This is a genomic window from Vibrio sp. ED002 (genome assembly GCF_023277445.1).
Taxonomy (GTDB): Bacteria; Pseudomonadota; Gammaproteobacteria; order Enterobacterales; family Vibrionaceae; genus Vibrio; species Vibrio jasicida.
Genome location: NZ_CP080238.1, coordinates 3,405,927 through 3,431,575, shown reverse-complemented (window position 1 = coordinate 3,431,575; position 25,649 = coordinate 3,405,927). Strand labels below are relative to the sequence as shown.

Annotated in this window: 22 protein-coding genes; 3 read left to right on the top strand and 19 right to left on the bottom strand. The window is 45.8% G+C overall.

What is annotated here, in order from left to right:
* Entirely contained in the window at window positions 1-1,278 is a 1,278-nt protein-coding gene (locus ITG12_RS15965) for an L-serine ammonia-lyase, iron-sulfur-dependent, subunit alpha (RefSeq protein WP_248873228.1), read from the bottom strand.
* A gap of 14 nt (window positions 1,279-1,292) precedes the next feature.
* Window positions 1,293-1,673 carry a RidA family protein gene (locus ITG12_RS15960; protein ID WP_038881906.1) on the bottom strand — a complete coding sequence of 127 codons (381 nt, stop codon included), beginning with the start codon at window positions 1,671-1,673 and terminating at the stop codon, window positions 1,293-1,295.
* Window positions 1,674-1,987: 314 nt separating this feature from the next.
* On the opposite strand from ITG12_RS15960, the gene ITG12_RS15955 reads away from it, so the two are divergent.
* Together ITG12_RS15955 and aqpZ are read left to right on the top strand one after the other, a co-directional pair.
* Window positions 1,988-3,247, top strand: coding sequence for an amino acid permease (locus ITG12_RS15955; RefSeq protein ID WP_038871389.1), 1,260 nt, complete (start codon window positions 1,988-1,990; stop codon window positions 3,245-3,247).
* A gap of 215 nt (window positions 3,248-3,462) precedes the next feature.
* Window positions 3,463-4,161 carry an aquaporin Z gene (gene aqpZ, locus ITG12_RS15950; protein WP_248873227.1) on the top strand — a complete coding sequence of 233 codons (699 nt, stop codon included), beginning with the start codon at window positions 3,463-3,465 and terminating at the stop codon, window positions 4,159-4,161.
* Between the two features lie 53 nt (window positions 4,162-4,214).
* On the opposite strand, the gene recR is transcribed toward aqpZ, so the two are convergent.
* The 7 genes from recR to ITG12_RS15920 form a co-directional block, all read right to left on the bottom strand.
* Window positions 4,215-4,814: a recombination mediator RecR gene (gene recR, locus ITG12_RS15945; protein ID WP_038871307.1), complete on the bottom strand. Its 600-nt coding sequence runs from the start codon at window positions 4,812-4,814 to the stop codon at window positions 4,215-4,217.
* A gap of 30 nt (window positions 4,815-4,844) precedes the next feature.
* Complete coding sequence (locus tag ITG12_RS15940) at window positions 4,845-5,174, bottom strand: YbaB/EbfC family nucleoid-associated protein (protein ID WP_005380618.1); 330 nt, start codon at window positions 5,172-5,174, stop codon at window positions 4,845-4,847.
* Window positions 5,175-5,256: 82 nt separating this feature from the next.
* Window positions 5,257-7,428 carry a DNA polymerase III subunit gamma/tau gene (dnaX, locus tag ITG12_RS15935; protein WP_061035795.1) on the bottom strand — a complete coding sequence of 724 codons (2,172 nt, stop codon included), beginning with the start codon at window positions 7,426-7,428 and terminating at the stop codon, window positions 5,257-5,259.
* 8 nt (window positions 7,429-7,436) lie between these two features.
* Window positions 7,437-7,982: an adenine phosphoribosyltransferase gene (gene apt, locus ITG12_RS15930; protein ID WP_038871311.1), complete on the bottom strand. Its 546-nt coding sequence runs from the start codon at window positions 7,980-7,982 to the stop codon at window positions 7,437-7,439.
* Between the two features lie 166 nt (window positions 7,983-8,148).
* Window positions 8,149-8,553 carry a YbaN family protein gene (locus ITG12_RS15925; protein ID WP_038871313.1) on the bottom strand — a complete coding sequence of 135 codons (405 nt, stop codon included), beginning with the start codon at window positions 8,551-8,553 and terminating at the stop codon, window positions 8,149-8,151.
* A 15-nt stretch (window positions 8,554-8,568) separates the two neighbouring features.
* Entirely contained in the window at window positions 8,569-8,700 is a 132-nt protein-coding gene (locus ITG12_RS27725) for a hypothetical protein (RefSeq protein WP_005380608.1), read from the bottom strand.
* A gap of 249 nt (window positions 8,701-8,949) precedes the next feature.
* The gene (locus ITG12_RS15920) at window positions 8,950-10,056 is read right to left on the bottom strand and encodes a response regulator (RefSeq protein ID WP_038871316.1); all 1,107 of its coding nucleotides are present in this window, start codon (window positions 10,054-10,056) and stop codon (window positions 8,950-8,952) included.
* A gap of 285 nt (window positions 10,057-10,341) precedes the next feature.
* On the opposite strand from ITG12_RS15920, the gene ITG12_RS15915 reads away from it, so the two are divergent.
* Entirely contained in the window at window positions 10,342-11,217 is an 876-nt protein-coding gene (locus ITG12_RS15915; RefSeq protein ID WP_038871318.1) for a LysR family transcriptional regulator, read from the top strand.
* 69 nt (window positions 11,218-11,286) lie between these two features.
* On the opposite strand, the gene purF is transcribed toward ITG12_RS15915, so the two are convergent.
* The 10 genes from purF to fabB form a co-directional block, all read right to left on the bottom strand.
* Window positions 11,287-12,801, bottom strand: a complete 1,515-nt coding sequence (gene purF, locus ITG12_RS15910) for an amidophosphoribosyltransferase (RefSeq protein ID WP_038871321.1) — start codon at window positions 12,799-12,801, stop codon at window positions 11,287-11,289.
* Window positions 12,802-12,837: 36 nt separating this feature from the next.
* Window positions 12,838-13,329: a CvpA family protein gene (locus ITG12_RS15905; RefSeq protein WP_005432921.1), complete on the bottom strand. Its 492-nt coding sequence runs from the start codon at window positions 13,327-13,329 to the stop codon at window positions 12,838-12,840.
* 61 nt (window positions 13,330-13,390) lie between these two features.
* Entirely contained in the window at window positions 13,391-13,984 is a 594-nt protein-coding gene (locus ITG12_RS15900) for an SPOR domain-containing protein (protein WP_038871324.1), read from the bottom strand.
* A gap of 14 nt (window positions 13,985-13,998) precedes the next feature.
* Window positions 13,999-15,261 carry a bifunctional tetrahydrofolate synthase/dihydrofolate synthase gene (gene folC / locus ITG12_RS15895; protein WP_038871327.1) on the bottom strand — a complete coding sequence of 421 codons (1,263 nt, stop codon included), beginning with the start codon at window positions 15,259-15,261 and terminating at the stop codon, window positions 13,999-14,001.
* Between the two features lie 46 nt (window positions 15,262-15,307).
* The gene (gene accD, locus ITG12_RS15890; RefSeq protein ID WP_038871328.1) at window positions 15,308-16,234 is read right to left on the bottom strand and encodes an acetyl-CoA carboxylase, carboxyltransferase subunit beta; all 927 of its coding nucleotides are present in this window, start codon (window positions 16,232-16,234) and stop codon (window positions 15,308-15,310) included.
* Between the two features lie 195 nt (window positions 16,235-16,429).
* Window positions 16,430-17,224, bottom strand: coding sequence for a tRNA pseudouridine(38-40) synthase TruA (gene truA / locus ITG12_RS15885; RefSeq protein WP_038871331.1), 795 nt, complete (start codon window positions 17,222-17,224; stop codon window positions 16,430-16,432).
* A 90-nt stretch (window positions 17,225-17,314) separates the two neighbouring features.
* On the bottom strand, window positions 17,315-21,679 hold the full coding sequence (locus ITG12_RS15880; protein WP_248873226.1) for a FimV/HubP family polar landmark protein: 4,365 nt from the start codon (window positions 21,677-21,679) through the stop codon (window positions 17,315-17,317).
* A gap of 199 nt (window positions 21,680-21,878) precedes the next feature.
* Window positions 21,879-22,892 carry an aspartate-semialdehyde dehydrogenase gene (locus ITG12_RS15875; RefSeq protein ID WP_038878778.1) on the bottom strand — a complete coding sequence of 338 codons (1,014 nt, stop codon included), beginning with the start codon at window positions 22,890-22,892 and terminating at the stop codon, window positions 21,879-21,881.
* Window positions 22,889-24,022 (bottom strand): 4-phosphoerythronate dehydrogenase, encoded by a 1,134-nt coding sequence (locus ITG12_RS15870; protein ID WP_038878786.1) that lies wholly within the window; start codon window positions 24,020-24,022, stop codon window positions 22,889-22,891. The genes ITG12_RS15875 and ITG12_RS15870 overlap by 4 nt, the downstream gene beginning before the upstream one ends.
* A 317-nt stretch (window positions 24,023-24,339) precedes the next feature.
* Window positions 24,340-25,551 carry a beta-ketoacyl-ACP synthase I gene (gene fabB / locus ITG12_RS15865; protein ID WP_104028531.1) on the bottom strand — a complete coding sequence of 404 codons (1,212 nt, stop codon included), beginning with the start codon at window positions 25,549-25,551 and terminating at the stop codon, window positions 24,340-24,342.
* Between the last annotated feature and the right edge of the window lie 98 nt (window positions 25,552-25,649).

Genomic DNA, 25,649 nt, shown 5'->3' with positions numbered 1-25,649 from the left:
CTAGGCCGACATGATGTCGATAATAGATTTGTCAGTATACGGCATACCAAGTCTAACCATAGAGCCTACGTTTCTTATAGTTTGTTCGACTTCGTCGCCTACTATACCTTGATTCTTCACACTGTGGTTACCCATCGCCATCAAATATGAGCGAACTGCCGTCGTTGATGAGGTGCAAACTTTCATTGCACAAGATGACTTCGCGCCATCACACACCATGCCTGAACTGTCACTAATGACGTTTTGAATTGCAGAGCAAGATTGCTCAAACGAGCCGCCTGCTAGATACACTAGTGCCATGGATGCGGCAGCACTAGTGACGGTGTTACCACAGAATGCAGATAAAGGTGGGTAGTATGACTTAATGTAGATCGCGCCTAAATGACTCATGATTAGTGCGCGAGCGAGTTGTTCTTCGTTACTTTGAAACGCTTCTGCTGCGATAACAACCGGAATCGTCGCGGCAATACCTTGGTTACCGCTGCCAAAGTTACTCATCGCTGGCAGCGTCGCACCGCCCATTCGAGCATCGGATGCTGCAGAGGTCATCATTTGGATTCTGCTCATCAGATCATTACCAAGCAACCCCTGTTCGATATTGCCTTTTAATGTTCGGCCAATTTCTAAGCCGTAACCTCGGTCGATACCCTCTTGCGCTAAGGAAGAGTTGAGTTCCGCCGCTTGCAGAATGAATTTGATGTCATCAAATGGCGCTTGAAGGGAAAAGTCATAAATCTGCTTAATAGAGATCTCAACCCCTTCACATACTGATCCTGTCGCGACTCGCTGCTGCAAAGGGGCATCGAACGTCACCGCTCCATTGCGAGTGATCTGGATAATATTAGTGTGTCCACCGCTGATGGTCACCGAGACGGTGTCTTCTCCAACGCTCATGGTGACACTGCAAAAGATAAATTCTTGTGTATCAATGCGAGCAACACTGACTCGCTCTTCATCAATAAGTTGCTGGGCTGCAGTCACATCGTCTTGATTAATTTTAGCGAGTACTTCCAGTTCTGCGTTTGGGTCTCCCGCTAATGCGCCAACAGACGCGGCAATCTTGAGGCCAATTTTCCCAGTGCCGGGAACGTAAACCCCCATGGAGTTTTTAAACAAGTTATCTGAGACACGTACTTCAATCATGTCCGGGGTTTGGCATCCAAGCTCACGCTTTGCAACTGCTGCCGCATATGCAGCAGCAATGGGTTCGGTACATCCGAGGGCAGGTTTCACAACTTGCTTAATGATTTGGATATATTGGTTCCATTGCTGATTCATGCTTCTTCTCCGTATTACTTTTTACTAGCAATCGCTTCAACTTCAATCAAAACACCTAGCGGAAGATCTTTCACCGCAAAGCAGCTTCGTGCTGGGCAATCTTTTTGGAAAAACTCTGCATACACTTTGTTGAATTCCGCAAAATCACTGATGTTTGCCAAGTAACACGTCGTTTTTAGAACCGTATCTAAACTGCCGTTACCCGCTTCAAGCACATGTTTTAAGTTCGTTAGAGATTGATGACTTTGAGCAGTAATCCCTCCCTCTACTACTTTACCTGTCGCGCTATCAACTGGGAGTTGGCCAGACGTAAAAATCAAATCCCCGTAAGTGGTTCCGTGTGAATATGGGCCAATTGCGGCAGGAGCGTGCTCTGAAGTGATCAATTCTTTCATGTTAATCCTCACATAGTTTTTAGTTTTAGTCGTAAAACTCAGCTTTAGCATTCGTTTCAAAGCTATTCTTTCAACTATATGTGAGCAAAACAACCACTATAGATCACACAAATCGATCTAAATTCAGATTTTATTGAGTAATTTTGTCGAGATCTCAAATTTATCTGAATTTTCCACAAAAAAATTGTTGTTAATCTTTTTCTCAAATAGATTTGAGAAAAATTCATACTAACAAAGAGAAAACGACAATGAGCGTTACTGTACCTACACAAACTCTTCCAATAACTAAAGAACCACCTCACGTTAAAGCCGGAATGACAGCCACAGAATGGAAAGCGGCGACTAAATTTGATAGCACTGACTGGGGCTGGGTAATCATGAGCATCGGCATGGCAATCGGTGCTGGTATTGTTTTTCTTCCAGTAAAGGTGGGCGTACTTGGCATATGGGTATTTCTTGCCTCCGCGGTGATTGGTTATCCAGCGATGTACTTGTTCCAACGTCTATTTATTAACACGCTTTCCACCTCTCCGAAGTGTCAAGACTATGCGGGGGTTATCTCAGGCTACCTTGGCAATAAATGGGGCGCCTTGTTAGGCGTGCTCTACTTCATCATGTTGGTGATCTGGGTATTCGTATACTCGACAGCAATCAATAATGACTCAGCCTCTTTCCTACACAGCTTTGGTATCACTGAGGGGCTGTTGTCGGAAAACCCGCTGTATGGTCTAGCATTGGTTTGCGCTTTGGTGGCAATCGCTTCGCGTGGTGAGAAGGTCCTATTTAAGGTCAGCACCGGATTAGTATTGGTAAAACTTTGTACCGTAGCACTGCTAGGCTTCATGATGATTGAAAAATGGGATCTGGCGAATGTAGGTAGCGTCCCAACAGCGGGTGCTGGCCTAAAAGATGCGATTGAGCTGCTGCCGTTCACCCTCACTTCTATTTTGTTTATTCAAAGCTTGAGTCCGATGGTGATCTCTTACCGTTCGAAAGAGAAGTCTATTGAAGTTGCCCGTTTTAAAGCGATGCGTGCCATGAATATCGCTTTTGGCATTTTGTTTGTGACCGTGTTTTTCTACGCGATTTCTTTCACGTTGGCGATGTCTCATGAACAAGCAGTCCGCGCAGCAAACGAGAACATCTCTGCGCTTGCGATGGTAGCACAAGGCATGGACGGCACGACGCTTAAACTACTTAGCCTGATGTTGAACATCTTTTCTGTAATGACAGCCTTCTTTGGTGTTTACCTTGGCTTCCGTGATTCCTGCCAAGGCCTTGCGATGTTGGCATTGAAAAAAGTGATGCCTGAAGAGCAAATCAACAAAGATCTCGTGACGAAAGGCATCATTCTATTCGCGATTTTGATGGCATGGGGCGCTATCGTACTCAACCTACCGGTTTTGAGCTTCACTTCGGTTTGTAGCCCTATCTTTGGTTTGATTGGCTGTTTGATTCCTGCTTACTTGGTGTATCAAGTGCCTTCTCTACATAAATACAAAGGTGCTTCACTATACCTAATCATCGCGACGGGCATCTTGTTGTGTATCTCACCATTTATTGCTTTTAGCTAACGCTTCCTCTCGCCTCGGTTATCAAGCTCTATAACGATAGCCGAGGTTTTCCTTTGAACTCATCCACCTACCCTCTTTCTACCCATTCCGTTTCATATATGAGACAGAAACGCGCATATCTGGCATTTTGGTTAATTTCCGTGCTTCAACTCACACTTTTCTGACAATTCTCTACTATGTTCAGCGGGTAATCTAAATCCGCAATAGGAAACAATATGAATAAATACATGGCAGAGGTTTTTGGTACTTTTTGGTTAGTGCTTGGTGGCTGTGGTAGTGCAGTGTTAGCGGCTGGCTTCCCTGATGTCGGCATTGGCTTGTTGGGCGTTTCTTTGGCGTTCGGTCTTACCGTACTCACAATGGCATTTGCTATTGGCCATATCTCAGGTTGTCACCTAAACCCAGCAGTAACTATCGGTCTATGGGCCGGTGGTCGTTTCGAGACTAAAGACGTTGTGCCTTACATCATCGCGCAAGTGATTGGTGGTGTGATTGCGGGTGGTGTACTTTACGTAATCGCAACAGGTCAAGCAGGGTTTGACGTTGTTAGTTCTGGCTTTGCCGCGAACGGTTACGGCGCGCATTCTCCAGGCCAATACTCTATGGTTGCTGCTTTAGTGACTGAAGTTGTGATGACAATGATGTTCCTAATCGTGATCATGGGTGCTACAGACAAACGCGCACCACAAGGTTTTGCACCTATCGCGATCGGTTTATGTTTGACTCTTATCCACCTAATCAGTATTCCAGTGACTAACACATCGGTTAACCCAGCACGTAGTACTGGTGTTGCCGTATTCGTTGGCGACTGGGCGGTTTCTCAGCTTTGGCTATTCTGGGTAGCACCAATCGTTGGTGGTATTCTAGGTGCACTTATCTACAAGAACCTTCTTGGTACAGAATCAAACGATTAATCGATTCTCGAACCTCAAGATCAAAAAAGCCGCTGAATTCAGCGGCTTTTTTATTAAATCTTGTGTCGACCTAAAAGAGAGTGAGACAAGGTTGTCCCGTCCACGAGCTCAAGCTCGCCCCCCACTGGTACACCGTGCGCGATACGGCTTGCATCCACTTGGTGTTCTTTACACAGCTCCGCGATGTAATGCGCTGTTGCTTCCCCTTCAACCGTTGGATTGGTTGCAAGAATCACTTCAGAAACATCACCGCGACGCAGACGGTAATCCAGTACATCAAGACCAATATCACTTGGACCAATTCCGTCCAGTGGTGATAAGTGCCCCATTAGTACAAAGTATCGACCCGAGTATTGACCTGTCGCTTCTACTGCCGCGATGTCTGCTGGACTTTCTACTACACAAATTTGGCCATTTTCTTGGCGCTTTGGGTTCGTACAAATATGACAAACGTCTTCTTCAGTGAAGGTACGGCACTCGGTGCAATGACCAATTTCTGTCATTGACTGACTCAGCGCATCTGCCAGTTGCAGACCGCCTTTTCTATCACGCTGTAACAAATGAAAGGCCATACGCTGCGCCGACTTGGGGCCAACCCCAGGTAGACAACGTAAGGCCTCCATCAATTGTTCCAGCATATGGCTGGTACGCATTAAAAATCCGCTTAGTTAGAATTCAGCAGATTAGAATGGCATTTTCATACCTGGTGGTAATTGCATACCGCCAGTTACTGAAGCCATTTTCTCTTTTTGAGTTTCTTCAACACGACGTGCTGCATCGTTGAATGCCGCAGCGATAAGATCTTCTAGCATCTCTTTGTCGTCTTCCATTAGACTCTCGTCAATATCAACACGACGCACACTGTGACTACCAGTGATTGTAACTTTAACTAGACCAGCACCAGACTCGCCAGTTACTTCCATATTCGCGATTTCTTCTTGAAGCTTTTGCATGCGATCTTGCATTTGCTGGGCTTGCTTCATTAGGTTGCCCATACCGCCTTTACCAAACATGTTTATCTCTCTGGTTTAATTAGGTGTTGCATCTGTTAATGGGGTTTTCACTGAACGTTTTCAACCCCATTCCGTTCAAAATTTAGATAGGTCTTACACTATCTTTATCGAGCTCTGCAGCGAAACGACGTTCGATGAACTGAACATGTGGATCGTTTTCTAAACTGTTCAGAGCTTGTTGCAATTTTTCTTGATACAGCCTGTCTCTAAGCTCAAGGGGTGTCTCACCGTTTTCGCCCACATCAATACTAAGATGGCACTCTTGTTCTAACACGCCATTTAACGCGTTCAACAGCTCGCTTTGCGCTCTGTCAGTATTCAAGTGTGCCTGACTGTCTCTTAATTGTAGCGAAACTGTCGAGCCTTCTTTGCTGTAATGCGAGTTTAGTGCAAGTTGCTCCACCAGCTTGGGTGTATTCATTAAGCTGATCAGCTTTGCCCACTCACTGCTTTCCAATGATTCATCGACAAGCTTTTGCGCCATTTCTGGCGTCTTTTCGTGCTCAAGAGCTTTCTTGAGCTGCGTAGGTGTCAGTTGCGTATTCGTTTTTGTTTCAACCGGTTGCTTGGTTGGACGCCAACGATATGCTTCATCCTCAATGACAGGTTGTTCCGCTTGAGAAGAGGATGGTAGCGACACCTGCGCGGAATTGCCATGCAATTGCGCTAGACGGTCAATGACCGACTCTTTTTGAGCAGATGTCGCGTTAGGCTTTTTTGGGCCACCATTTTGCGTCGTCGCCTGTTGCTGACCCTGGCGTTGCGAGCGCAATTGATGACGAAGACCACTCAAATTACCTCGAGCAGGCGCTGGCGCGTTCTCTGGCATAGGTTGAGCTTGTTGAGGAACCTGCTGTGTAGGCACAGGATTCTCACTCATTGGTGGTGCCATGTCATACTGTGGCGGAGCCATATCATAACCACCTTGATATTCAGGTTGGTATGATGGTGCTTCATTCGTCGGCTGCTGTGCTGCCTGAGACAGCGGTTGTGACGCCATATTCGGCGCTAACTGGCTTGGTCTAGGCTGACTTTGCGTTTGCTGTAAAGGTACTTGCTGAACTGGCGCTTGCGGTTTTGCCACCGATACTGCTTGTGTTTGCACTGCACTTTGCGCAGGCAAGCCTTGTGTCTGCGATGAGGTTGAGATGACGGTGGCGCTGTTACTTGCAGATGGACGGAATGCCATCATGCGCAAAACGATCATTTCCATCCCAACGCGACCATTCGGTGACAACGTTAGGTCTTCACGGCCTTTTAAAGCAATTTGGTAGTAAAGCTGAACATCTTGTGGTGTTAACGCTTTACTCAATAATTCGATTTTTTCAGCATCAGGTTGAGTCTGATCTAAGGTCGATGGCAGAGCTTGGTACATCGCGACGCGGTGAAGCTGGGATGCCAATTGTTGTAGCAATCCATCCCACTCGACACCGTTTGATGCAAGTTGTTGGATTTTGTCCATCGCCTGTTGCGGCTGCTTACTGCTGACCGATTCCAGCAAATGAATCGCTTGGTCAGTATCAATCGTACCAAGCATGTGGCTAACGATATCGGTCTGAATCGTGCCGTTACCTAGGGCGATAGCTTGGTCAGTTAAGCTCAGTGCATCACGCATACTGCCATCTGCAGCATGCGAGATCATGCCAAGTGCTCTTGCTTCTGCAGAGACTTGTTCTTTTTCCAAAATATGGTCAAGTTGCTGATGAATGTCATCAACACTGATTGGCTTAAGGTGGAACTGTAAACAGCGCGACAGAATCGTTACCGGCAGTTTTTGTGGATCCGTCGTAGCCAACAAGAACTTCACATACTCTGGCGGCTCTTCCAACGTTTTTAACAGCGCATTGAAAGAGTGACGCGAAAGCATGTGTACCTCATCAATGAGGTACACTTTAAAACGTCCGCGAGCGGGCTTGTATTGAACGTTATCTAATAGTTCACGAGTGTCTTCAACTTTAGTACGAGAAGCCGCGTCGATCTCTAGTAGGTCAACAAAGCGACCTTCATCAATCTCACGACAAGTATCACACTCACCACAAGGGTTAGCGGTAATACCTGTTTCACAGTTCAGGCCCTTAGCAAACAGTCGGCCAATCGATGTTTTACCAACGCCTCGCGTACCGCTGAAGAGATACGCATGGTGTAAGCGATTTTGCGCCAACGCGTTTTCCAGAGCCGTAAGGACATGGCTTTGCCCTACGACTTGGTCAAACTTATTCGGACGCCATTTTCGCGCTAAAGCTAAATAACTCATTGAATGTATTAGTGTCCTTCAAACTCGCAAATGCTGTATACGTTCAGACCTAGACCTTCTAGGCGCTTATCACCACCAATTTCTGGCAGGTTGATAACGAATGCAGCGTGCTCTACTTCACCGCCTAGTTGACGGATAAGCTTTGTTGTTGCTTCGATCGTACCGCCCGTAGCAAGTAGATCATCTACAACCAATACTTTATCGCCTTCTACGATCGCATCAGTATGGATTTCTAGCGTATCAACACCATATTCAAGCTCGTAGGATTGAGCCACAGTAGGACGAGGTAGTTTGCCTGGCTTACGCACAGGGACAAAACCAACACCCAGTTCTAGTGCTAGTGGTGCACCAAACAAGAAACCACGAGCTTCTGTACCCACAACTTTCGTGAAACCCATATCTTTGTAGCGCTCAACCAAAAGATTGATTGTCGCTTGATACGCTTTCGCGTCCTCAAGAAGGCTGGTTACGTCGCGGAAAAGAATGCCTGGTTTCGGGTAATCTTCGATGCTTTTGATGCTAGATTTGATCAGTGAGATTGTTTCTGTAGTCATAATACCGATTTACTTAGATTGGCTCATCACCCTCTGTTCTAATCGCAGTATATATGAGGGCAACAAACAATAGGTTTTCATCACTATGTGCTTACTTTCGTAAAAGTCACAAGCGCTGAAAATACAAACGCCCACTCGAAGAGCGGGCACACTATTCTCTACAATCTTAGTGATTTTCTTCTCGGTCAGCAACCAACTCAGTCACAGGGAGACGCATAAACCAACTCAGTAAAACGATTAGCATCACTAAAAGCGCAATTTTTACCCAAACCATTGGAGCGACAATGATGGAGAAAGTAAAACTGAGTACGATGAAGACCGCGCCACGTTGTTTCACTTTGCGTGTGACTGCTCGGTGTTTATGCCAGTTTTCGAGTAAAGGTCCAAACGTTTTATGTTCATGCAGCCAACGATGAAACGCAGGGCTGCCTCGCATGAAACAGGCACTCGCTAAAAGAATAAAGGGTGTGGTAGGAAGAAGAGGAAGAACGATGCCGGCAATGCCAAGCAGCATGCAGAGTCCACCAGCTATATTGAAAAGGTAACGCTTAATACGAATGGTGGACTCCAATAAACTAACGCTAAATTAAAAGCCCGCGTAACCATTCATTACACGAAGCCAGGTTAACGTTGCAGGTAAAGTTGGGATCAAAAGGACTGCAATGAAACCTAAAAAGTAAAAAATATTATAAGGCTCTTTAAAATCTTTGTCTGCCATGATGTTTCTTCTCACTAGAGTTGAGTTGACTTCGCTTCCCCCACCTTACATCGTTAAATTATCGTTGCATAAATGGGTCATTATTGTTTTAAGCGATGACTATACCTTAAACAATTAACGCTAAACACCAACAAAAAGTAGGGTTATAAAGCGAAGTATCATTAGTTCGAAGCCAAGCAGCTAGAAATAAAAAAGCAGCGTAATGGACGCTGCTTTTATTGATGTATCTATGTTTTTACCTGCTGCTCGTTATATCAATCGATTCAGACGAACCATATTGAGGCTAAAGCTGGATGTCCCAAGACAACCAATTGAAAGCTGCCCGTTAGTGCTGATTGGTAAATCTCGGGTGATGAAGTTTTTCATACTGCCGTCACCTAATTGATTACCAGCGGCTATGTGCTGATTTGAATGGCCGTCTGACCACTGACTATCCAAACCCGCTGGTAGTATAGAGACAGAAGACGAAGCAAGATCTGCGACACCGAAAACGGCATTTACGGCACCGGTACTATCAGAGCACTGAATACCTTTTTCAATAATGTCGACCATGTCTTTCAGGTCTGCACTAAAACTCTTTAAGTTACGTAAGTAGTCATCAAACAAAGCACGCACCAGCAGCGTTGTTGCCACACCATCGTGCGCTGATGACGCTGAATCAACGAGATAAAAGGCAAATTGCCCGTTCATCAGCCAACGGTAATCAAACACTAAAGGCATAACGTCGGTTGATTGCAATAAACGATAAGAGCATTTCCAATCGCCTTGTGATGCGTCTTTTTCTGGCAATAAAGCGTGTAGCAAGTCTCTTGCTGCATTTGGGTGTTGTTGTAGATATTCTAGGTGCCAGTGCAATTCTTGATCGTCTGGCATTTCCCCACCGTCATCAACCCTAAACCATTGGCTCGAAAAATCTCGATGGTCAGAGTAGTGACAGTCTGATTCCTCAAGCGTGTTGTCGATCGCCTGAGATAGATGTTGATAGTTTCCTATTGGTTTAGGTAAGAAATCTTTAATACCAAAACGAAGCGCTTTCGCGACGTCAGACATCTCATCCGTTCCAGACACAACAATCAGTGGCATAGACGGATACTCTAAGCTAACTTCCTCGACAAATTCTATCCCGTCCAACACGGGCATGGATAAATCACATAAGACCAAATCAGGTTGGCATTCCCTTAGCTGTTGAAGCGCCTCTAGGCCGTTTTCTGCTTCGACCACCTTAAAACCCTGACTTTCCAAATAGGCATTAGTCACGCTACGAAATATCGGATCATCGTCCACTAACATGATGAGTTTATGATTGACCACTTCCTGCGCCGAGACCATTGCCGTTTGACTGTGAGTCTTAAACATACCTTTGCACCTCACAAAGCTCAGTCAAAAAAACAAATTTATATGTCGTTATTTTTGTTGTATTCACATCTTACAAAACGTTATGCAGCAAGACATCAGGCCCTTTCACCTTGTTATAAACCGTAGCCTGAAATTGACGTTTATACAAATATTCCATGGTCTATCAGTATTTACTCAGGGAGCCTTGCTGTGTTCAAATGACGCAACATGTTGACTTAAAGCAAACTTTGATCACAAAGTTAATTATAAATTAGCCATAAACGGTAGTTTAATGTGTCTGGAAATATGAAATTAGATGATCTAAACCTGTTTCGATTGGTTGTCGAAAATGGGAGCTATACCGCAACTTCGCGAAAAACCATGATTCCGGTGGCAACCATCACCCGACGCATTCAAGCGCTAGAAGACTCTGTCAATCTTCGATTGCTGAACCGTCATGCGCGTAAGCTTTCTCTGACCGAGGCCGGAGAACGCTTTTACCATGAATGCTCACCTCTGCTACAACGCCTAACATCGACAGCTGAGGAGATTACGGATGACTGTCGTGGCGCATCGGGCAAGATTAAGATTTCTGCACCGTACAACCTGACTAAGCGCATGATGATGCCTATGTTTAATGGGTTCATGAAGCAGTATCCTGACATCAACATCGAGCTGACGACAGAAAACAACGCCGATCAACTTGATCCTACTGAGTGGGACGTGATTTTCCGCGTTGGACCACAGCGTGACTCAAGCTTGATCGCCCGTAAAATTGGTGAAGTGAAGGATATTCTGGTCGCAAGTCCTGACTATCTCGCCGCAAATCCGGCACCAAACCACGCTGAAGAGCTCTCTAACCATTCTTTGCTGAAAGGCTACCCACTGATCAAGTGGACACTAATCAACAGCAAGGGAGAGTCTGTGGTGAATGCAGAACGTGGTCGTTTTCAAGCCAATGCACTGAATGTCGTGCGTAGCTCTTGCTCTGAAGGGTTGGGGATTACATTAATGCCTGACGTGATGATCAAAGAGTATATTGAAAGTGGCGATCTACTGCGTGTATTACCAGATTGGAGCGCTAACCCGCGCGACATCTACATGCTGTACAATCACAAAGACCATCTTCCTGAGAAAGTGCGTCTTTTTATCGACTTCGTGATCGCTTACAACATTCACTAAACTCGATAGCAGATACAAAAAACCAGAGCGCGAGCTCTGGTTTTTTTATGTCTTGGATTTCCGGGCAGATTAAGCGCCTTCGTTATGCAGTTCTAGATTAGCAAGATCTTGCTGAATTTCTGCTTGTGTCTTTGCATCATCGTTGCGCAAACCATCAAGGAAGTCGAGGTATTGTTGGTCAATATCACCCGTCACATATTCACCGTTAAATACTGATGTATCGAACTGAGTGATGTCTTGATTGCCTAAACCAACTGCTTCAACCAAATCATCCAAGCGTTGGTAAATAAGCGCGTCAGCACCAATTTGCTTACAAATGGTTTCGTTATCGCGGCCATGAGCAATCAACTCTGTTGCACTTGGCATATCGATACCGTAAACATTCGGGAAACGTACTTCTGGTGCCGCCGAGACCATAAACACCTTGTTTGCGCCAGAGTCACGAGCCATCTCAATGATCTGCTCTGATGTTGTACCGCGAACAATAGAGTCATCCACAAGCAGGACATTCTTACCTTTAAATTCAGAACGAATCGCGTTTAGTTTGCGGCGCACCGATTTCTTACGCTGTTGTTGACCCGGCATAATGAAAGTACGACCTACGTAACGGTTTTTCACAAAGCCTTGACGGTAAGGTTTATCAATAGCTTGGGCAATTTGTAGAGCAATATCGCAAGACGTTTCAGGAATAGGAATAACCACGTCGATATCCAATTCTGCGTAATCTTCACGAATACGCTCACCAAGCTTTTTACCCATCTCAACACGAGCACTGTAAACAGAAATCTTGTCGATGAAAGAGTCCGGACGTGCAAAGTAAACGAATTCAAAGATACACGGATTCAGTTTTGGATTGTCGCCACATTGTTTCGTAAATAGTTCACCATCAAACGTTGCGTAAATCGCTTCACCAGGAGCGACATCGCGAACAAAATCAAAACCAACAGCATCTAACGCCACTGACTCTGACGCCACCATGTATTCTGTTCTTCCGTTCACTTCACGCTTACCTAAGCATAAAGGGCGGATACCATGTGGGTCGCGAAACGCAATCATACCGTGGCCAATAATCATCGCAGCAACAGCATAAGCACCACGGATTGTACGGTGAACATTCGTAACCGCACGGAAGACATCGTCAGCTGTCACATTGCCTTTTACTGTATCGATTTCGTGAGCGAGTACATTCAGAAGCACTTCAGAATCTGAAGTCGTATTGATATGACGGCGGTCTTTTTCAAACAGTTTTTGACGAACTTCATGAGCGTTAGTCAAATTACCATTGTGGGCAAGTGTAATACCGAAAGGAGAGTTTACGTAGAAAGGTTGAGCTTCAGAGGCACTTGAACTGCCTGCGGTTGGGTAACGAACATGACCGATACCAACCTCACCTTGTAAGCGTTGCATGTGTCTTGCTTCGAACACATCCTTCACTAAACCGTTCGCCTTACGCAGACGAAAACGATTGCTTTCTATGGTACAAATACCAGCGGCATCTTGGCCACGATGCTGTAACACCGTTAACGCGTCATAAATAGACTGGTTTACAGGCGTTGTGCCCACGATTCCAACAATACCACACATGTCCTAATCCTCGATTTGCGACAGTAGCTGGCACTACTAGATAGTGCCAGACAGAAAACTTGATGTTGCTTTTAAGTGCTCGAAGAATGGGGCGATGATACGGCTGAACTCTGGGACCAACTGTGACTCTTTCCACCAATCCGAGCTTGGGAATGCAGTAAACGCATCCATAAAAAACAGCACCGCAGAAACAATCAGTACTCCGCGTAAACCACCAAACACCACACCGAGAATTCGGTCGGTTCCTGATAGCCCTGTTTTTTGTACCAGTTGACCAATGACGTAATTCACCACTGCACCAACCACTAAGGTAGCGACGAATAACGCCGCTATTGCGGCTCCGTTACGAAACATTTCATCTTCGATGTTGGTGAAATACACCGCCAATTTGGCGTAGTAATTACTGGAGATAAAAAATGCTCCAAACCAAATCACCAAAGACAAAGCTTCTTTAGCAAAACCGCGAACTAAACTGATCAGAGCTGAAAATCCGATCACACCTAAAATGACAAAATCTAACCAATTCATGTTTTCTTCATCTTAAGTTGGCGCGCATTTTAACAGAAAAAATGCTGACGCAAACGTTTTCTTATGGATTTAATGGCTTAAATTTAAGCAATTGACCTTTTGAGCCTGTAATTTTTTGTAATTCCTTGACCTGTCGTTCAAGTTTACTTTTTGACACATCAGGACCAACAATCACTCGAGTAAAGGCTGTCTCTTTTTTTACATGAGCTTGGTAGCCACGCTTCTGAAGATCCTCTACAAGTGCAACCGCATTTTCATGATTTTTTAGTGCCATCAACTGAATGATCCAGGCTGAATCTTCATATTGATTTTTTTCTTCAACCGGACGAACGGCAACTTCAACCTGTTCAGGTTGTTTGACTTCTTCTGGCTGAGAAACTGACTCTGGTTCTGGCTGAGAAACCGCGACTTGAGGCTCTTGAGATTCATTCACTGTTGCAGTTACTGGAGATTCCGGTAATGAAACGTCGTCTTCAACAGGCTCTAGTATTTCGAAGTTCTCCACATCGCTATCAAGTTCAGGTTTGATAGGAATACTGGCAAACTCTTCTTTATAGTGCAGTTTCTTACCATCCAGTACGTCTGGAAGTACGATGACCCCCACCGCCACTAGAATGATGGTGCCGACTAAACGACTTTGAAATTTACTTGCCATCAAATTACCTTTGATTACTCATTATTTGATTGCCAATACTCCAACACTTCACCCACTGTGTGGAATGAACCCACCACCAAAATGACATCATCATGAGCCGCATGAGTTTTCGCGCTCTCAAATGCCTCTACTGGAGTTTGGAACTGAATCTGCCCTTCGGGTAAATATTGACATAACTCGTCGGCAGTTGCCGCGCGAGGGCCAGTCAGTGATGCTGGGTACCATTGGGTTGCAATTGGCGCTAATACTTCAATTGTTGCCTTGATGTCTTTATCGTGCAGCATTGCCACCACGACATGGATGTTTTTATTCACGTATTGGTGCTTCACCTTCTCTACCAAGTATTCTGCAGAGTGAGGATTGTGCGCCACATCAAGCACAATGTCTGGTTCCGTTTGCAAAACCTGCATTCGGCCAGCTAGGCGAGCATTATTCAAGCCATTAACGATATTAATGTCAGTGATTTGCAATTCTGAAGCGCCAAGTGCCATCAGAGCAGTTGCTGCATTCGGTAAGGGCAGAGAAGGCAATGGAAGGTCGTCTAAGCCAAACGCTCCACTGGTCCACTTCCAACCTTTCTCAGTCAATTGGTAATCGAACTGGATGCCAACTTGGAAGAACTCAGCTTGAATGTCATCAGCGTGCGCAGCAACGGTTGCTGGCGGCGTCGGTTGGCCACAAATCGCAGGTTTACCAGTACGGTAGATACCCGCTTTCTCAAAGCCAATTACATTGATGTCATCACCTAGCCAATCCACATGGTCGATAGCCAAGCTGGTAATAACAGAGACATCATGATCTACGACATTTGTTGCATCTAATCGACCACCAAGGCCAACTTCTAACAACACCACGTCCACTTTTTCAACTTGGAAAATACGAAGTGCAGCCAACGTACCGAATTCAAACAAGCTTAGGCTAATATCACCACGTTGTTGCTCGATATAATCGAATGCTTCGCAGTGTGTACGATCTTCTGCATCTACACCGTTAATACGAACACGCTCGTTGTAGCGAATAAGGTGAGGTGAACTGTAAACTCCGACTGAGTAGCCGGCATCTAATAGAATCGCTTCCATCAACGCGCACGTCGAACCCTTGCCATTGGTGCCGGCAACAGTAATCACAGTAGGGGCTGGTTTGGTGAGGTTGGCTTTTTTCGCTACCGCTTGAACGCGGTCTAAGCCGAGGTCGATAGCTGATGTGTGGAGATTTGTTAAATAATCAAGCCACATCGTTAGAGTGGATGTGGCTTGAGGAATTGCGTTTTGTGTCATCTAACTTTAACCATTAATTTCTTTGGTTTTTATGTTAGTTGATACTTTACCCTTTTTCGTCCGCTTCTGGTACAGAATATGGCTCTTCATTTGGAGATTCGTTAACGGAAACCACCATCGGAGACTTGTGGTTAGTCATCTTAGCGATCAGACCACCCACACGTTGACGCATTTCACGACGGTCAACGATCATGTCAATCGCACCGTGCTCTAGCAGGAACTCACTACGCTGGAAGCCTTCAGGAAGATCTTCGCGTACTGTTTGCTCGATTACACGACGGCCAGCGAAACCGATCAATGCTTTAGGTTCACCAATGTTGATGTCACCTAGCATCGCCAAACTTGCCGATACACCACCCATTGTTGGGTCAGTCAGTACCGAAATGAATGGTAGGCCTTTTTCTGACAAACGCTCAAGCGCTGCACTGGTTTTCGCCATTTGCATTAGAGACATTAACGCCTCTTGCATACGCGCACCACCACTTGCAGAGAAACACACCAGTGCACAATTGTTTTCAATTGCGGCGTCAACTGCTTTCACGAAACGAGCACCAACAACGGAACCCATTGAACCACCCATGAAAGAGAATTCAAACGCACACGCTACCAATGGCATACCAAGCAGTTCACCCTGCATAACCACCAATGCGTCTTTCTCGCCACTGTTCTTTTGAGCAGCAGAGATACGCTCTTTGTAGCGCTTAGAATCTTTAAATTTCAGTTTGTCCTGTGGCTCAAGCTCTGTGCCTAGCTCTACACGCTCACCTTCATCTAAGAATGTTTCTAGACGACGACGCGCTTTCATGCGCATGTGGTGATTACACTTAGGACAAACTTCTAGGTTACGCTCAAGTTCAGCATGGTAAAGAACCTGCTCACAAGAGGTACATTTCGTCCACACGCCTTCAGGGATAGAAGCTTTGCGTGAACTTACTAGGTTGCTTTTTTCTAAAATCTTTTCAAGCCAACTCATGGAAGACCTTTTCTCTCAATTCTTCCGCTTCATTGCGAAAGATATAAATTCGGAATATTGCGGATGGATTAAAACATATCTTGCCGCGACTGTAGATAAAAAACTGGTTGTACCTATTTTTGATATCATTAATAACGCATAGTTTCTGCGCATTTCCAGTCTAAACTACCGATAATTTGAAACAAATTCGCAAATTTAGTTCAAATTATCCGGTAAAAATAGCGGACCGATCGGCACTTGTGGTAATCCAAACGCTTCTGGGTAGTCCACATCAACCAAATACAAACCTTCAGCCTTGGCCGTTGCACCCGCTAATTTGCGGTCTTTTGCTTCTAAAAGTGACTTGATCCATTCAGGCTTTTCTTCGCCACGACCCACTTTAATCAAACTGCCTGTAATGTTACGCACCATGTGGTGAACAAAAGCGTTCGCTTTAATATCGATAATGACGTAGTCACCATGTCGAGTCACGTTCAAGTGCATCATATTTCGACAAGGGCTTAACGATTGGCAGTGTGCTGCACGAAATGAACTGAAGTCATTCTCACCAAGCAAGTATTGTCCTGCTTCGTGCATTTTCTTTTCATCCAAGTCACCGTGATAATGGCTCACTCCAGAATTTAAGATGCCAGGACGCAATGCGTGATTGAAGATGATGTAGCGGTAACGACGCGCCGTCGCTGAGAATCGTGCATGGAAGTCATCAGGTACTTCTACCGCCCAGCGGACAGCGATATCACTTGGCATGTTCGCATTTGCGCCCATTGTCCAAGCAACCATTTTTCGATTTACGTTGGTGTCGAAGTGAACAACTTGTCCTGTGCCGTGTACACCTGCATCGGTACGACCAGCGCACTGAACTTCTACAGGGTGATTTGCTACTACAGAAAGTGCTTTTTCCAGCGCTTCTTGGACACTTTTTACTTCTCTTTGGCGTTGCCAACCAAAGTAATTTGTACCGTTATACTCGATACCTAATGCGATTCTCATTTTAACCTTCGAACTCTAAAATGGGGCGGGAAGTATATACGTAAGTCCTTCCAGATACAAAAATGGGCAGCATTTGCTACCCATTTTTCTTTATCGACCGTTAATGGCGTCGATAAGCCCTTTCGCTTCACGGCGAATATCATCTTCACCGTAGACGATGGCCTCTTCTAGCAATTTGATCGCCCCTTGAGGATCGTTCATTTCTAGATAGATTTTTGCTAAATCAAGCTTACCTGCGGCTTCTGCGTTGGTGTCTACATCCACATCACCGATGTCACCAATCACATCAGGGAACTCATTCAAACCAACATCGAGCTTTAATTCTTGCTCTTCGAAGTCACCGCCATTTTTATCCACTTGAGCCATCAACTCATCAATCGTCATGAATTGATTTTTCTTCGGGTCGAAGTCGGTAAGATCATCCTGCTCACCCCAGTTTTCCTGAGCGATTTCTGGTTGCGCAAGTGCTTCTGTCGAGCTCCAAACGTCTCTTTGATCTTCTGGGACTTCCGTTGTTGACGCCGCGCTGTCTGATGACAGTTTAAAACCATCCCAGTCATCGCCCACATCCAGCATGGTTTCGAAATCCATACCCGCACTTGCGATGGTGTCATTGTCCAATTTTCCATCAAACACTTCTGAGTCTGCGTTTTCTGACAACAGGTTCGCCATTGCAGATTCTTCAAAATCATTGAGTTCAGACTCTAAGTCTGCTTGTGCTTCGGGAACGGGATCAGGCTCGACACTGAAAGCCTCTGGCTGCGCGAATACATCAAACAAAGCATCATGGTCATTGTCTGATTGAATAACAGTTTGAGACGCTTCAGGGTGCTTTACCGGCGTTTCTAGTTCTGCATCGCCCATTGAAGCCAATGCATCTTCTTCATTGAACTCTGGCAAGTCCAGATCATCAAAGTTGAACTCCTCATCGCTCGCCATGCCGGCGGCTGGCTGTGAAGTTTCTGCTTCTGACAATCTTGGCTCGTCAGCCATTGATGCAAGAGCATCTTCTTCGCTGAACTCAGGAAGCTCTAGATCATCAAAATTGAACTCTTCCTCTTTAGCCGTTGGTTCAATCGCCGCAGTTTCTGGTTCAGCGGTTTCAGATTCAGCTAACTCTAGCTCTTGCACCATTGACGTTAGTGCATCTTCTTCGTTGAACTCCGGAAGGTCTAGCTCATCGAAGTTGAATTCTTCGTCTTCGGCCGTCGGCTCAATCGCCGCAGTTTCTGGTTCAGCAATTTCAGACTCAGCTAACTCTGGCTCTTGCGCCATTGACGCTAGAGCATCTTCTTCGTTGAACTCCGGAAGGTCTAGCTCATCGAAGTTGAATTCTTCGTCTTCGGCCGTCGGCTCAATCGCCGCAGTTTCTGGTTCAGCGGTTTCAGGTTCAGCTAACTCTGGCTCTTGCGCCATTGACGTTAGTGCATCTTCTTCACTGAACTCCGGAAGCTCTAAATCATCAAAGTTGAATTCTTCTTCAGCCGTTGACTCATTCGCCGCAGTTTCTGGATCAGCGGTTTCAGATTCAGCTAACTCTGGCTCTTGTGCCATTGATGTTAGTGCATCTTCTTCGTTGAACTCCGGAAGATCCAGTTCATCGAAGTTGAACTCTTCGTCTTCGGCAGCTGTCTCAGTTGAACTTGCCGCTACGGGTTCTTGTTCCGTCTTCGTCTCGGGCTCTATGTCATCAACAAGCCAGTCTTCTTCTTGCGGAATACCAAATTCATTTTCGACGGTGTTTGGCGTCGGAGTGAACGCGGGCTCTTCTTCTGTTTTGCTGAGTGATGTTTCAACGTCTGAGTCCGCTTTTTCTAAGATCGCATCTTGCGGTTCTGATTCGATAGAAGGTTCTTGAATCAACTCAGGTTCAAAATCTAACTCATCTTCTTCTGTCGCTTGCTCACTAATAAGCGCATCCAGTTCCGCAGCGAAATCGGCGCGCTCTTGCTCTGCTTGTTTTAGATCGTCTTCATTAGATTCAAACAACTCATCCAATTCCGACATCAAAGGATCGTGCTCTGGGATTGAATCTTCTAAATCACCAAAGAAATCCTCTTTGTCAAAATCTTCAACGGTTTGTTCTAGTGCTGATTCAGCCTCTGATTCGCGGCTCAACGCGTCTACTTTCGGCTCAACCTCTGGTTGGTTCTCGTTCAGTAATGCATCGATATCTAAGCCTGAATCCAGACCAAGCGCCTTTTCGTCTTCCAATTCAGAAGCAGATTTAACCTGTTGTTGAGTTTCAGCAGGTTGAGTCGCTTCTGGCTCAAGATCATCAAAACCTAACGAGGCCAATAAGTCATCGTCACTCTGCTGCGCACTCGCGATTTCTGGCTCATCATCTTCACGAATCAAATCATCGAATGGGTCAACGTCCGTAGGCTCTTGTTCGTCTATTGTTTCATCGCCGCTGTCATCAAGTAGCTCATCCAACAAATCGACGCTGTTTTCATCAAGATCTTCTAATGCGTCATCGCCCTCAAAACCAGACAGTTTCTCTAGTTCATCAAGTGGATCAAAATCATCGTCAGATGCATCCTCATCATCAAAACCAATCAACTCGTCAAGCAAATCTGTGCTGTCTTCATCAATCGAAGGTTCTTCACTCAAGCCTGCAATGTCTTCTAGATCGTCAAGAGGATCTCGCTCATTGATTGATTCACCTTCGTCGTCACCCATCAACTCATCGAGGAGTGCTGATGCATCATCCTGCTCTAAGTCTGAATCAGACAGACCAGACAATGATTCTAGTTCATCAAGTAGTGGGTCATCGGCATCCGCACTTACTGGCTGTTCATACTGAGCAAGCAGTTTATCTATGTCATCGTCGGTTGCTTCACCAGCAGAGAAAGCACTCTCTGACACTTGAGATGGCTTCTCGTCCTCAACATCAAGATTGAGGTCGTCACCATCAAGGTCAGCAAATAAGTCATCAAGCATGGCTTGATCAACCGCGTCACTTTGTAACTCTTCAGATGGGTCGTCAGCAGAGAGTAACTCGGCAAATGCATCATCCGACATCACATCAGCGTTATCTTCATCTGAAAGATCGAAACCGACTTCATCCTCATCATCCAAAACTTCAAGCTCTGGAGAGACTTCATCAAGTGCACGCTCCATCTCTTCAAGACCGAGCGCTTTTTCTTCGCCGTTTACTTTTATGCCATTGCTTGAAGAGTCAAATTCATCGAAGCCAACGTCAAGATCGCCATCATCCCCAATCCCCGCGAATGGGTCTTCGCCATCATCCCCTTCGAGGTTGAAATCGAGATCGTCGTCATCCAGATTAGCAAAGACATCCTCTTCTTCTGGCTGCGCTTCTTCTTGGCCGAATAGTTGCTCCGTGTCGTCATCGTCACCAAACAAATCGTCGTCTAGACTTAATTCTTCATCCAACTCATCTGCCGCTGCCAATCCGATTGGCGCAGCAAGTGGATCAACACTTTGCTGTTCTTGCGCAGCAGCTTCTTCCTCTTTCTCTTTAGAGCGACGACCAAGCAACATGACAATTAACATGGCAATCAATGCACCTGGAATAAGTGCTGCAAGGCCTACTAGCCAACCGTTCGACAGAACCTTGTCCATCGTACTTGGCTGCATTCGTTGCTGCTCTGCAAGACGCTGACGTTCTTCCGCTAGCAGTTTTTCAACTTCAGAGCGAATTCGTTCTTCATCGTTGAGCGAAGTTTTAAGCGTTGCGACCTCGCTCTGCACTTCAGACAGCATCAAACGTAAACGATGGTTCTTCTCTTCGAGAGAGTCCAACTCACTTTGTGAGCCTTGCAGTTTATCTTTAAGTGCTGTTACTTGTTTCTCACCTTCCGGTGAAGTCACGACTTCAGGTACGGGGGTCGTAGACTCAACCGGCTTGATTGGTTCTGGCTTTGCCAATTCCGGTTTAGACGGCTCAATTTGAGCAACTTCTGGCTTAGGTTGAGGTTTCGTAACTTCAGCCGTAGGCTTTGGTGTTTCCGGTTTTGGCTTAACAGGCGATGTTTTTGCTGGTTTTTGTTGAGCTAATCGAACTTCATGAGCATTCATCACGGCAATCGCCTGAGGCGTGGTAGCACTCTGAACTTGCTCTAATGAAGGCACGCGAAGTCGGCTGCCTGGGATCAATTCATGAATATTCTGGTTATCAAACGCTTGAGGGTTGATTCGGTAAATGGCGAGAAGCGTCTGTTGAACAGAAACATTACGAGAAGGTCGCAATTGAGAAGCAATCGACCACAAAGTCTCGTTTTTATTCGTCGGACCATAAAAGCGCGACGGTTGGTTATTTTCAGGCGGAGCAGGTAACGCTCGCTCAATCTCCTCAGCGTAGCTAGGAGACGTTTGCACTTCACCAGAGGGTCCTACAAGTCGAATTCCTTCGGCTTGAACCACTGACGATGTCTGAGTCGCGCTCATCAACACAAGGGCTGCTAACAAACGCTTATAATTTTGACGCATAGAAGGCTCAGTTTGGTGCTAGAAACAATTTGAAATGGTGATCGGTTAAATATATCGGATAACACACGCAAAACTATAGCTTTGAGGGCAAAAAATGTGTGGCTCTCACCATATTCGTACTAATCTCACACAAATTTACGCCGTTCGAACAAAAAAGCCTCGCAGTGTGCGAGGCTTTGGATTCATTCGTCAGCGTGGCTTAGTAGTAATCGCGAATCAAAACTTCAGCAATTTGTACGGCGTTTGTCGCTGCACCTTTGCGTACGTTATCAGCAACTACCCATAGGTTTACACCACTGTGATGACTAATATCATTGCGAATACGACCAACCATTACGTGGTCTTTGCCGCCTGCATCACGCACTTGTGTTGGGAAATCTTCACCGTGGAACACTTCGATGCCATCCGTTTGCTCAAGCAGGTTAACCACTTCTTGTGCATCGATTGGTGAACGAGTTTCAACATGTAATGCTTCTGCATGACCGTAAAATACAGGAACGCGTACACACGTTGGGTTTACAGTGATTGATGGGTCGTTAAAGATCTTTTGCGTCTCCCACACCATTTTCATTTCTTCTTTGGTGTAGCCGTTTTCCATCATCTGGTCGATTTGTGGAATACAGTTAAACGCGATCTGTTGAGAAAATTCTTTCTTGTCCGCAGGAAGACCATTCAGTAGTTTCGCAGTCTGACCTGCAAGCTCATCAATACCAGCTTTACCCGCACCAGACACTGATTGGTAAGTTGAAACGTTGATACGCTCAATACCAACAGCATCGTGAATAGGCTTTAGTGCCACTAGCATCTGGATGGTTGAACAGTTCGGGTTCGCAATGATGTTACGGTTACGGAACTCAGCAATTGCTTCTGGGTTAACTTCTGGCACCACCAAAGGAATGTCGTATTCGTAGCGGAAATGAGACGTGTTGTCGATCACGATAACGCCTTCGTCTGCGGCAACTGGCGCCCATTTGGCAGACAACTCGCCACCAGCTGAAAACAACGCAATATGCGCTTGAGACCAATCAAACTCTTCTACGTTTTGAACGCGGATTGTTTTACCGTTGAAGCGGTAAGTCTTACCTTCACTGCGTTCACTTGCCAACAGGAAGATTTCGCCTACTGGGAATTTGCGCTCTTGAAGCACTTCCAAAATTGTTTCACCGACCGCGCCGGTCGCACCTAATACGGCAACATTGTATTGCTGGCTCATTGACTTACCTCAACCTGAAAACCTAGTTCTGCTAATGGTGCGAGATTGCATGTTTCGTTACCCACTAGCGTGACAGCGCTGTATTCGCGGCGATCCCAGTAGTTTTTACGCATCAGGTCAAAAGAGCCTGGCTTACTGATTTCGCGGCGGAAAAGAGCGTCATCTTTACGCACATCATAGATTAACTGCGTGATGTTGTGCAGCGTTGCTTCATCCCATGCTCTGTCCAATACCATTGTAGGAACAGGCGCGGTCGGCAGTAAATCGCTGGCATGCGCACGTAATTCGTTATTTAAGAACTCACAGTAGCTGTTGAAAATCATCGTCGTACCGCGAGCTTTCCCCTCCAGACCATAGCCTGCAACGTGAGGGGTTGCGAATGCTAGCAGAGGCAGAAGCTCCATATCAACCTCTGGTTCAAATTCAAATACATCTAATGCCGCCGTGAAGCCATCGTTTTTCATTAAACGTTGCTTCAATGCTTGGTTGTCCACAACAGGACCGCGTGCCGCATTGATAAGAATTTGATCGCAACGAAGACCATTTAACACCTTATCATCAATCAAATGATGCGTTGGGTGTAGGCCATCTTTGGTAATAGGTGTGTGCAGCGTGATGACGTCAGAACGTTCGATCAACTCTGCTAGCGGAGTAAAACTGCGAGAATCTCCCTCTTCTTGCTTGAATGGGTCGTTGATGAGCACGTTAATGCCCATGCCTTTCAAACATTTCTCAAGGTAGCTACCCACTTGACCCGCACCGATGATGCCAACAGTTTTATCGAAAACAGAGAAGCCTTGCTGTTGGGAAAGTACCATCATGACGCTGAACGCATACTCAGCAACGCCGACTTTGTTACAGCCTGGTGCTGCGGTGAAGAAAATACCTTTCTCTTTTAGAAGCGCTTGGTCAACATGATCCATGCCCGCCGTCGCCGTGCCAACGAACTTCAGCTTATTTGCTTTGCTGATCAGTTCTGCGTTTACTTTGGTGACTGAGCGAATCATTAGCGCATCTACATCCACTAAATCATCGGCTGTCAGTGTACGACCGGGTTTTAGAATCACTTCACCGAGTTGGCTGAATAGCTCTTCAGCGTACGGCATATTTTCATCAACAATAATTTTCATAGCGCCAGCGTTTAACATCCATTTGTATGAGTTCGTTTATTCGCAAGATGCGAAGCTAAAGCGATTGTGCCCTTTTCTTGAAAAATCTCAACAACTATACCTAAGTGACTTTCAAAAGCAGGTTTCAGAAAAGAAAAAGCCCGGCTAAATTAGCCGGGCAAAGTTCCAGAACAAAAGGATCCTATCCCGCTCTCCTTGGGATAAAGTCTGCGTCTGTTCGATCAGTTAACCTGATCAAGCTCTGGAAACTGGTTTGTTGGTCGGTTCACTCCACGAAGAGAGTCACAGCCCAACAAATTCAGTTAGCTTTGGGTCGCTTATGCTTGGTACTTTTTGATTACCAATGTCGCGTTTGTACCACCAAAACCAAAGCTGTTTGACATAACTGTCGTCAGTTCAGCGTCACGAGCTTCCATCACGATGTCTAGACCTTGTGCTGCTTCATCCAAGTTAGAGATATTCACACTTGGAGCAATGAAGCCATTGTCTAGCATTAGCGTTGAGTAAATTGCTTCGTGAACACCAGCTGCACCTAGTGCGTGGCCAGTCATCGCTTTTGTCGCAGAGATTGCTGGGCTGTTGCTGCCGAATAGCTCTTGGATAGCGCCTAGTTCTTTCACGTCACCGACTGGAGTAGAAGTACCGTGCGTGTTGATGTAATCGATGCTATCAACGTCTTGCATTGCCATCTTCATACAACGGATTGCGCCTTCGCCTGATGGTGCTACCATGTCGTAGCCATCAGAAGTCGCACCGTAACCTACGATCTCACCGTAGATTTTCGCGCCACGAGCTAGTGCGTGCTCTAGTTCTTCGATAACTAGCATGCCGCCGCCACCGGAGATAACGAAACCATCACGATCAGCATCGTAAGTACGAGATGCTTTTTCTGGTGTTTCGTTGTACTTGGTAGATAGTGCGCCCATTGCATCAAACATCATCGTTTGAGACCAATCTAGCTCTTCACCACCACCTGCAAATACGATGTCTTGTTTGCCAAGTTGAATAAGCTCCATCGCGTGACCGATACAGTGTGCAGATGTTGCACAAGCTGAGCTCATTGAGTAGTTCACACCACGAATCTTAAATGGTGTTGCAAGACACGCTGATACTGTTGAAGACATAGTACGCGGCACCATGTATGGACCTACGCGTTTTACGCCTTTTGCACGCATCGTATCAGTTGCCACTGTTTGGTTTAATGCAGAAGCACCACCAGAACCAGCAACGATACCTGTACGATCGTTTGAAACTTGTTCTTCAGATAGACCAGCGTCTTCAATCGCCTGCTGCATTGATAGGTATGCATAAGCAGCCGCATCACCCATAAAGCGCATCTGCTTACGGTCAATAAATTCTGCTGGGTTGATTTTCAGATCACCCCATACCTGCGAACGCAGACCGTTTTCTTTAAACTGCTCAGACGCAGTGATGCCAGATTTGCCCGCTTTAAGAGACGCTAGAACTTCTTCGACGTTGTTACCGATACTTGAAACAATACCCATACCGGTGATTACGACTCGTTTCATTATGACATTCCTATAATTCAAAAATCCGCTAGATAATAACTAAGATAGTCAACAAAAGTGGTCAGCTTTCCCAGAAATTCGTACAATTGCCGAATTCT

Excerpts from the sequence above, each read along its gene's own strand:
- ITG12_RS15965 (WP_248873228.1), bottom strand. The coding sequence starts at position 1,278 with ATGAATCAGCAATGGAACCAATATATCCAAATCATTAAGCAAGTTGTG.
- ITG12_RS15960 (WP_038881906.1), bottom strand. The coding sequence starts at position 1,673 with ATGAAAGAATTGATCACTTCAGAGCACGCTCCTGCCGCAATTGGCCCA.
- accD (WP_038871328.1), bottom strand. The coding sequence starts at position 16,234 with ATGAGTTGGCTTGAAAAGATTTTAGAAAAAAGCAACCTAGTAAGTTCA.
- ITG12_RS15875 (WP_038878778.1), bottom strand. The coding sequence starts at position 22,892 with ATGAGCCAGCAATACAATGTTGCCGTATTAGGTGCGACCGGCGCGGTC.
- purF (WP_038871321.1), bottom strand. The coding sequence starts at position 12,801 with ATGTGTGGTATTGTTGGAATCGTGGGCACAACGCCTGTAAACCAGTCT.
- ITG12_RS15955 (WP_038871389.1), top strand. The coding sequence starts at position 1,988 with ATGACAGCCACAGAATGGAAAGCGGCGACTAAATTTGATAGCACTGAC.
- ITG12_RS15900 (WP_038871324.1), bottom strand. The coding sequence starts at position 13,984 with ATGGCAAGTAAATTTCAAAGTCGTTTAGTCGGCACCATCATTCTAGTG.
- dnaX (WP_061035795.1), bottom strand. The coding sequence starts at position 7,428 with ATGAGTTATTTAGCTTTAGCGCGAAAATGGCGTCCGAATAAGTTTGAC.
- ITG12_RS15905 (WP_005432921.1), bottom strand. The coding sequence starts at position 13,329 with ATGAATTGGTTAGATTTTGTCATTTTAGGTGTGATCGGATTTTCAGCT.
- ITG12_RS15915 (WP_038871318.1), top strand. The coding sequence starts at position 10,342 with ATGAAATTAGATGATCTAAACCTGTTTCGATTGGTTGTCGAAAATGGG.
- truA (WP_038871331.1), bottom strand. The coding sequence starts at position 17,224 with ATGAGAATCGCATTAGGTATCGAGTATAACGGTACAAATTACTTTGGT.
- ITG12_RS27725 (WP_005380608.1), bottom strand. The coding sequence starts at position 8,700 with ATGGCAGACAAAGATTTTAAAGAGCCTTATAATATTTTTTACTTTTTA.
- ITG12_RS15920 (WP_038871316.1), bottom strand. The coding sequence starts at position 10,056 with ATGTTTAAGACTCACAGTCAAACGGCAATGGTCTCGGCGCAGGAAGTG.
- apt (WP_038871311.1), bottom strand. The coding sequence starts at position 7,982 with ATGACTACAGAAACAATCTCACTGATCAAATCTAGCATCAAAAGCATC.
- fabB (WP_104028531.1), bottom strand. The coding sequence starts at position 25,551 with ATGAAACGAGTCGTAATCACCGGTATGGGTATTGTTTCAAGTATCGGT.
- aqpZ (WP_248873227.1), top strand. The coding sequence starts at position 3,463 with ATGAATAAATACATGGCAGAGGTTTTTGGTACTTTTTGGTTAGTGCTT.
- ITG12_RS15870 (WP_038878786.1), bottom strand. The coding sequence starts at position 24,022 with ATGAAAATTATTGTTGATGAAAATATGCCGTACGCTGAAGAGCTATTC.
- ITG12_RS15880 (WP_248873226.1), bottom strand. The coding sequence starts at position 21,679 with ATGCGTCAAAATTATAAGCGTTTGTTAGCAGCCCTTGTGTTGATGAGC.
- ITG12_RS15940 (WP_005380618.1), bottom strand. The coding sequence starts at position 5,174 with ATGTTTGGTAAAGGCGGTATGGGCAACCTAATGAAGCAAGCCCAGCAA.
- folC (WP_038871327.1), bottom strand. The coding sequence starts at position 15,261 with ATGACACAAAACGCAATTCCTCAAGCCACATCCACTCTAACGATGTGG.
- recR (WP_038871307.1), bottom strand. The coding sequence starts at position 4,814 with ATGCGTACCAGCCATATGCTGGAACAATTGATGGAGGCCTTACGTTGT.